The organism is Solirubrobacter phytolaccae (assembly GCF_027587195.1).
In the GTDB taxonomy this organism is placed as follows: Bacteria; Actinomycetota; Thermoleophilia; order Solirubrobacterales; family Solirubrobacteraceae; genus Solirubrobacter; species Solirubrobacter phytolaccae.
Window position 1 is genome coordinate 126,375 of sequence record NZ_JAPDDP010000011.1, and the last position, 7,136, is coordinate 133,510.

At 73.4% G+C, this 7,136-nt stretch carries 7 protein-coding genes and 1 pseudogene; 5 read left to right on the plus strand and 3 right to left on the minus strand.

Translation table 11 applies throughout. The features are described from left to right. The first annotated feature begins 1 nt into the window (after position 1). Positions 2-1,381, plus strand: a complete 1,380-nt coding sequence (locus tag OJ997_RS08505; protein ID WP_270024646.1) for an HD domain-containing protein — start codon at positions 2-4, stop codon at positions 1,379-1,381. Beyond that, positions 1,378-1,899, plus strand: a complete 522-nt coding sequence (locus OJ997_RS08510; protein ID WP_270024647.1) for a GNAT family N-acetyltransferase — start codon at positions 1,378-1,380, stop codon at positions 1,897-1,899. The genes OJ997_RS08505 and OJ997_RS08510 overlap by 4 nt, the downstream gene beginning before the upstream one ends. Positions 1,900-1,963: 64 nt before the next feature. Here the strand turns inward: OJ997_RS08510 and OJ997_RS08515 are convergent, their stop codons facing one another. Continuing rightward, positions 1,964-2,983 carry a LacI family DNA-binding transcriptional regulator gene (locus OJ997_RS08515; protein WP_270024655.1) on the minus strand — a complete coding sequence of 340 codons (1,020 nt, stop codon included), beginning with the start codon at positions 2,981-2,983 and terminating at the stop codon, positions 1,964-1,966. A gap of 87 nt (positions 2,984-3,070) precedes the next feature. Here OJ997_RS08515 and edd point away from each other — a divergent pair, with 87 nt between their 5' ends. Both edd and eda read left to right on the plus strand, forming a co-directional pair. Next, positions 3,071-4,879 (plus strand): phosphogluconate dehydratase, encoded by a 1,809-nt coding sequence (gene edd, locus OJ997_RS08520; RefSeq protein ID WP_270024648.1) that lies wholly within the window; start codon positions 3,071-3,073, stop codon positions 4,877-4,879. Next, positions 4,876-5,496, plus strand: coding sequence for a bifunctional 4-hydroxy-2-oxoglutarate aldolase/2-dehydro-3-deoxy-phosphogluconate aldolase (eda, locus tag OJ997_RS08525; protein ID WP_372517881.1), 621 nt, complete (start codon positions 4,876-4,878; stop codon positions 5,494-5,496). The genes edd and eda overlap by 4 nt, the downstream gene beginning before the upstream one ends. Positions 5,497-5,567: 71 nt before the next feature. On the opposite strand, the gene OJ997_RS08530 is transcribed toward eda, so the two are convergent. Next, a complete protein-coding gene (locus tag OJ997_RS08530; RefSeq protein WP_270024650.1) occupies positions 5,568-5,711 on the minus strand; it encodes a lasso RiPP family leader peptide-containing protein in 144 nt (47 codons plus the stop codon). 53 nt (positions 5,712-5,764) lie between these two features. Here OJ997_RS08530 and OJ997_RS08535 point away from each other — a divergent pair, with 53 nt between their 5' ends. After that, a complete protein-coding gene (locus OJ997_RS08535; protein ID WP_270024651.1) occupies positions 5,765-6,607 on the plus strand; it encodes a hypothetical protein in 843 nt (280 codons plus the stop codon). Here the strand turns inward: OJ997_RS08535 and OJ997_RS08540 are convergent. Further along, a pseudogene (locus OJ997_RS08540) lies at positions 6,587-7,136 on the minus strand (hypothetical protein); the annotation flags it as partial. The gene OJ997_RS08535 and the pseudogene OJ997_RS08540 sit on opposite strands and share 21 nt — an antisense overlap.

Consider the following 7,136-nt stretch of genomic DNA (forward strand, 5'->3'; position numbering starts at 1 on the left):
AATGAGCGAGGCACTGGAGATCGCGCGGGCGGCGTTGGCCGGGGAGACGGCGTGGCTCGTCGGCGGCGCGGTGCGCGACCGGCTCATCGGGCGCGACACCGACGACGTCGACCTGGCCATCCCGGGCGACCCGAAGCGGGCCGCGAAGGCGATCGCGAAGGCGTCCGGCGCCACGGCGTTCCAGCTCAGCGGCGCGTTCGGCGCGTGGCGGGTCGTCGCGCCCGGGCACGCCTGGCACGTCGACCTCGTGACGCTGCTCGACGACGACATCCTCGCCGACCTCGCCAAGCGTGACTTCACCATCAACGCGATGGCCGAGCCGCTCGGCGGTGGTGCGCTCGTCGACCCGCACGGCGGCCGCGAGGACCTCGCGCGGCGCGTCGTGCGGATGGTCTCCGAGCGCGCGCTGGAGGAGGACCCGCTGCGCAGCCTGCGGGCGGTGCGGATCGCGGTCGAGCTCGAGCTGGAGATCGACGGGGAGACCGGCTTGGCGGCCGCGCGGCACGCGGCCGGCGTCGCGCGCGTGGCTTGGGAGCGCGTGTTCGCGGAGCTCAAGCGGGTCGTCTCGGCCGAAGCGGTCCGGCGCGGTCTGACGATCATGGAGACGTACGGGCTGACCGAGATCGTCCTGCCGGAGCTGACCGCGCTGCGCGGGATCGAGCAGAGCCGCTTCCATCATGCAGACGTCTACAACCACACGCTCGAGGTGCTCGACTGCGTGGCGTTGCTGCAGCGCGACCCGGTCGCCGCGGGCCTGGACGCGGGCGTGGCGGCGCTCCTGGCGCAGCCGCTGTCGGACGAGCTGACGCGCGGGGACGCGTTGCGCTGGGCCGCGCTCCTGCACGACGCCGCCAAGCCCGCCACGCGCGGGTTCCACGGTGGGCGGGTGACCTTCATGGGCCACGACGCCGCCGGTGCGCAGCTCGCGCGTGACGTGCTCGGGCGCCTGAAGGCCTCGACGAAGCTGCGCGACTACGTCGCCGCGGTCACGCTCCACCACCTCGACGCCGGCTTCCTCGTCCACGAGCGCCCGCTGGACCGGCGCACGGTCTGGCGTTACCTGCGCGCCACCCAGCCGTACAGCGCCGACACGACGATCTTCACCGTCGCCGACCGGCTCGCCACGCGCGGCGACAACGCCGAGCCCGCGATCGAGGCCCACCTCGAGGTGGCGCGCGAGCTGCTCGCCGCCGCCCGCGAGGAGGACACGGCCGGCCCCACGTCGCCGCTCGTCCGCGGCGACGAGCTGATCAGGGAAGCCGGCGTCCCGGCCGGCCGGCAGCTCGGCACGATCCTCGCCCAGCTCGAGGAGGACCGCTACGCGGGCGCGATCGCCACCCGCGAGGAAGCGATCGCGCGCGCCCAGGAGCTCGCGCGATGATCGGCTTCGGCGGGCAGGGCATCGAGGAGGAGCTCGCGCGGATCATCAACGCGGCCTACGACGAGGGCGAAGGCGGCATCTGGCAGCTGGACTGGCAGCGCGTGACCGTCGACCGCGTGCGCGAGCTGGTCGCGGACGGCGAGCTCGCGGTCGCCTGGGACGGCGACACGGTCGTCGGCTGCGTGCGGATCGTGCGTCTGGACCCGCACGCCGCGCTGTTCGGGATGCTGTCGATCGATCCGGCCGTCCAGGGGTCCGGCATGGGCCGCAAGCTGATCACCTTCGCCGAAGCCGCCTACGACGTCGACGAGATGGAGCTCGAGCTGCTGATCCCGCGCGGCGCGCCGCACCCGCGCAAGGTGCGGCTGCACGACTGGTACACGCGGCTCGGCTACCGCCAGATCGGGCGCCGCGACTTCGACGAACCCGGGCTGCTGCGGCCCGCCGACCTGGTGATCTACCGGAAGAACCTGCGCGCGGTGCCCGCCACCGAAGCGCCACCGCGCGCCGAGACGTAGATCGACAGCAACAACGCGGAGATGCCCAGCTCACGTGGGGAGGAGGAGACCATGTTGGCCAGGGTTACACCGCCGCGTGGGCGGCGCGTGACGATCCTGTGCACCCGCAGGAGTCGCGGTGCACGAAGGTCGCCTCTAGGCGTTCCGTGCGGACCGGGCGCGTCGGGTCCTCGAGGCGCGAGAGCAGCAGCTCGACTGCGCGTGAGCCCAGCTCCGTGGTCGGCTGACGGATGACGGTCAGGCGCGGCGCGAACAGGTCGGCCCACTCGAAGTCGTCGAAGGCCACGAGCGCGATGTCGTCCGGCACGCGCAGGCCGCGCTCGTTGAGCGCGCGCAGCAGCCCGATCGTCATGAAGTTGTTGCCGGACACGACCGCGGTCGGCGGCTGGTCGAGATCCAGCAGGGCGTGCATCGCCTCGCGTGCCTGGTCGCGTTGTGAGCCGCCGTCGGCGAGGAGCGTGGGATCGAACGGGACTCCGGCCTGGTCGAGCGCCATCCGGTAGCCGCGGACGCGCTCGTCGGTGGTGGAGAGGCCGGGGATGCCGATCGCCATCGCGATCCGGGTGTGGCCGACGTCGATCAGGTGCTCCACGAGGCGGGCGGTGGGTTGCTCGTTGTCGCAGCCGACCTGGTCGAGCTCGACGTCGAGGAAGCGGTCCAGCAGGACGACCGGCACCTCGGCGGACTCCAGCCACGGCAGCGTGGTCTCCAGCGCGCCGACCGACGGCGCCAGGAGCAGGCCGTCGACCTGGCGCTCGGCGAGGGTCCGCACGATCCGCAGCTCGTGCTCGGGATCCTCGCGGGTGTCACCCAGGAGCAGGGTGTGGCCGGCGCGCCCCGCGGCGTCCTCGACGGCGGCCACCACGTCCATGAAGTAGGGGTTCGAGAGGCCGGAGATCGCCAGCCCCAGCGACTGCGTGCCACCCCGCGCCAGGGCGCGTGCCAGCGTATTGGGCCGGTATCCGGTGCGGTCGATCGCGGCCTGAACCGCGCGGCGCGTCGCGTCGCTGGCGGGGCGGGTGCCGTTGATGACGTGCGACACCGTCGTCACCGAGACACCCGCGAGCTTGGCCACTTCGGCCATCGTCACCACGCCAAGCAGTTTAACGACGTGTGAAGAGAGTGCGCAAGCGCTTGCGCGCAAGCGCTTGCGTCGGTACCGTCGTCACCCATGAGCGCGTACCCCGTCATCGCCGAGGTCACCGCCCGCATCGTCGAACGCTCGGTAGAGAGCCGTTCGGCGTACGTGGAGCGCATGCGCGCGGCGGCCGCCGAAGGTCCCGCCCGTGGCGCGCTGGGCTGCGCCAACCTCGCTCACGGCTTCGCGGCCTGCGGCCCCGACGACAAGGCCCACCTGATGGGCGGCGAGCGCCGCAACGTGGCGATCGTGTCGTCGTACAACGACATGCTCTCGGCGCACCAGCCGTTCGAGCGCTACCCCGCGATGCTGAAGAAGGCCGTGCTGCAGGCCGGCGGCGTCGCGCAGATGGCCGGCGGCGTGCCCGCCATGTGCGACGGCATCACGCAGGGCCGCGCCGGCATGGAGCTCAGCCTCTTCTCCCGCGATGTGGTCGCGATGAGCACCGCGATCGCGCTCAGCCACGACATGTTCGACGCCGCGCTGATGCTCGGCGTGTGCGACAAGATCGTGCCCGGGATGCTGATCGGCGCGCTGTCGTTCGGCCACCTGCCGACCGTCTTCGTGCCCGCCGGCCCGATGCCGTCGGGCCTGCCGAACACCGAGAAGGGCCGGATCCGCCAGCTCCACGCCGAGGGCAAGGTCGACCGCGTCCAGCTGCTGGAGGCCGAGTCGGCGTCGTACCACAGCGCCGGTACCTGCACCTTCTACGGCACCGCGAACTCCAACCAGCTCGTGCTCGAGGCGATGGGCCTGCACCTGCCGGGAGCGAGCTTCGTCAACCCCGGCACGCCGCTGCGGCGCGCGCTGACGGAGCACGCCGCCAAGGTCGCCCTCGAGTGCGCCCCGGTCGGCCAGATCGTCGACGAGCGCGCTGTCGTCAACGGCGTCGTCGCGCTGCTCGCCACGGGCGGCTCGACCAACCACACGATGCACCTCGTGGCGATGGCGGCCGCGGCGGGCATCGTCCTCACGTGGGACGACTTCGCCGAGCTGTCCGCGATCGTCCCGCTGCTCGCCCGCGTGTACCCCAACGGCAGCGCGGACATCAACCACTTCCAGGCCGCGGGCGGCATGCCGTTCCTCATCGGCGAGCTGATCGACGCCGGCCTGATGCACCCCGATGTGCACACGGTCGCCGGCTACGGCCTCGGCCGCTACCGCGACGAGCCGTTCCTGGACGAGAACGGCGCGCTCGACTGGCGTCCGGCCGCGCGCGACAGCCGCGACGAGTCCGTCCTGCGCCCGGTCGACACCGCCTTCAGCCCCGACGGCGGCATCCGCGTCCTCGACGGCGCGCTCGGCCGCGCGGTCATGAAGGTCAGCGCGGTCGCCCCCGAGCACCGCGTCGTGACCGCGCCCGCGCGCATCTTCGACGACCAGGCCGACTTCCTCGCCGCCTTCGACCGCGGTGAGCTCTTCCAGGACCTGGTCGCCGTCGTCCGCTTCCAGGGCCCGCGCGCCAACGGGATGCCCGAGCTGCACAAGCTCACCCCGGCACTCGGCGTGCTGATGGACCGCGGCCACCGCGTCGCGCTCGTCACCGACGGCCGCATGTCCGGCGCCTCGGGCAAGGTCCCGGCCGCCATCCACTGCACCCCCGAGGCCGCCGCGGGCGGGCCGCTCGCGCGCCTGCGCGACGGTGACGTGATCCGCGTCGACGCCGAGTCGGGCCGGCTCGAGGTCGACGTCGACCTCAGCCAGCGCGAGCCCTACCTCCCCGAGCTCGCCACGCACGGCACGGGCCGCGAGCTCTTCGCCGCGTTCCGCGAGCGCGTCGGGCGGCCCGACGAGGGCGCTTCGGTCTTCAGCTCCGCTCCTCCCCAGGTGGTGATTGCATGACAACCCAGTTGGCACTCACCACAGACGAGCTCGTCGCGCTGGCCCCGGTCGTCCCGGTGGTCGTGATCGACGATCTCGACGACGCCGTTCCGCTGGCCGCCGCGCTCGTGCGCGGCGGCCTGCCGGCGATCGAGGTCACGCTGCGCACGCAGCCGGCGCTCGCGGCGATCGAGCGGATCGCGCAGGAGGTCCCGGGCGCGGTCGTGGGCGCGGGCACCGTGACCACCGCCCAGCAGGTCGACGACGCGCTGTCCGCCGGCGCGCGCTTCCTCGTCTCCCCAGGCGCGACTCCGAGCCTGCTGGACGCGCTGCAGGCGAGCGGCGTGCCGTTCCTCGCGGGCACGGCGACGCCGAGCGACGTGATCGCGCTGCTCGAGCGCGGGATCACCTACGCGAAGTTCTTCCCCGCCGAGATCAACGGCGGCGTGAAGGCGTTGAAGGCGTTCGCGGGTCCGTTCCCGCAGATGCGCTTCTGCCCGACGGGCGGGATCGACGTGGCGAAGGCGCCGGACTACCTGGCGCTGCCGAACGTCGTGTGCGTGGGCGGCTCGTGGATGGCCAAGCCCGGCGACTGGGACGCGGTCGAGGCGCTCGCGCGCGCCGCCGCTTCGCTCTAGCGACCAACTAGAGAGAGCGTCAACCGGCGCGGCCCTGGGTGCCGCGCCGGATGGACCTACTGGCGGGAGGTCTACGACGCGTTGGTGATGGAGTTCCCCATGAAGGTGAACCCATCGCTGACGCCGTACTTCTTGTCCGTCTGCGTCAGTGCGTGCACGCTGCCGAGCACCGTCAGAGCCGGCGCCTCGTACCCCTGCTTGGGGGTCTGGTCCATCGCTACCTTCCTTCGTTCCGACTCAACACGGGCCACTCTACGATTTCGCGCCGGTGGTTCCTACTCCGCGAAGGTCCAGTCTCGGTGCCTACGGGTTCCGTCTGACCAACATCCCCGAGGCGCTCGACCTGCTCGTCGAGGCGCCCGAGCGCTGGCCTGAGCTCGAGCTCGTCCGCGTCGCGCCCGAGGGCGAGGAGCCGGCCGAGGAGCAGGTGACCGCCGACCACGCGCGGCTGCGGCTGTCGGGCGGCGGTTGGGCGGAGGTCGACCGCGTCGCGGCACGCGCGGAGCTGCAGGTGCCGACCGGGACGACGGACGGCGCGCTCGTGCACCCGTTCCTGGCGTCGGTCGCGCTCGTCATGTCGCGCTGGCGCGGCCACGAGGGCTTCCACGGCGGCGGGATCGTGGCGGGCGGCGGCGTCTGGGGCGTCCTCGGCGACAAGACCGCCGGCAAGAGCACGCTGCTCGCTTGGCTCGGCTCGCACGGCGTCGGCGTGATGAGCGACGACGTGCTGATCATCGACGGCATGACGGTGCTGGCCGGCCCGCGCTCGGTGGACCTGCGGGAGGAGGCGGCGGCGTGGCTCGGCGCGGGCGAGCCGATGGGGCGGGTGGGTGCCCGCGACCGCTGGCGCGTCCCGCTCCCGGCCGTGCCGGCGGAGCTGCCGCTGCGCGGCTGGATCACGTTGGCGTGGGGCGACGAGATCGCGGTCGAGCCCTTGCGCGGCGCCGAGCGCTTCCAGGCGCTGCTGCCGCACCGCGGCGTGCGCCTCGTCCCGCCGGACCCGGCCGGGTTGGTGCGCTTCAGCGCGCTCCCGCACCTGCGCTTCACGCGCCCGCAGGACTGGGAGCAGCTGCCGGCCGCGAGTGAGCAGCTACTCGCCGCGCTCGGCTGAAGCCAGCCAGGCCGACTGGAGCAGCGTGTACGAGTGCGGGTCCGGCACCTCGCTCGCCCAGTGCTCGCGCAGCGCCCGCGGGTCGACCATCGCCTCCGGCACGCCTTCACCGTCCCAGCTTGCGACGAACGCGCGGGCATGCCGGCTGAAGAAGACGCGGTCGAAGCCGGCCTTCGTGCGGCGCGTGATCAGGTCCTCGGGCAGCAACGCGCCGGCCGTGAGCCGCAGCGCGTCCTCGCGCCGGGCGAACCCGGCCGCGGGCGTGGCGCCGGCGACGGCGCCCCAGAGCGTGCGGTCGAGCAGCGGGTGCGCGATCCGCGCGCCCACGTCCTCGGCGATCCGGCCGAGCGCCGCGGTGCCGGTCGCGGTCGCGCGCATCGAGCGGTACCAGGCCATGCGGCGCGCCACGGTCAGCGGTTCGGCGGCGCGCTCGGCGCCGGCCGCCCGCCGCGCCGTGGCCACGCCCGCGGCGCGCAGCCACGGGTAGGCGATCGGCTCGCGCCGCGCGGGCACCCAAGTCGGAGGCCAA